Consider the following 506-nt stretch of genomic DNA (forward strand, 5'->3'; position numbering starts at 1 on the left):
GGGTGTACACCGTGCCCACCCCGGACGGCAAGCTCACCCCGGAGCTCATCGACCGGCAGGCGTACGGCTGGGACGACGAGCACCGGGCCATGCCGCAGGTCGTCTCCCTGGCCCAGGCGACCGAGCTGGGCACGGTGTACACCCCCGACGAGATCCGCGCGATCTGCGAACACGCGCACGCGCACGGCATGAAGGTGCACGTCGACGGATCCCGGCTGGCCAACGCCGCCGCCACGCTGGACGTGCCGCTGCGCACCTTCACCAACGCGGTGGGCGTCGACCTGCTCTCGCTGGGCGGCACCAAGAACGGCGCGCTGTTCGGCGAGGCCGTCGTGGTGCTGGACCCGGACGGGATCAAGCACATGAAGCACCTGCGCAAGCTGTCCATGCAGCTCGCCTCCAAGATGCGCTTCGTGTCGGTGCAGTTGGAGGCCCTGCTCGCCCGGGACCTGTGGCTGCGCAACGCCCGGCACGCCAACGAGATGGCCCAGCGCCTCGCCGAGGGC

1 protein-coding gene is annotated in these 506 nt (G+C 70.8%); it reads left to right on the forward strand.

Translation table 11 applies throughout. The features are described from left to right. A partial coding sequence (locus tag LPA54_RS36735; protein WP_228984830.1) for a beta-eliminating lyase-related protein occupies window positions 1-506 on the forward strand: 506 nt, incomplete at both ends.

Source organism: Streptomyces sp. DH12 (genome assembly GCF_020873895.1).
In the GTDB taxonomy this organism is placed as follows: Bacteria; Actinomycetota; Actinomycetes; order Streptomycetales; family Streptomycetaceae; genus Streptomyces.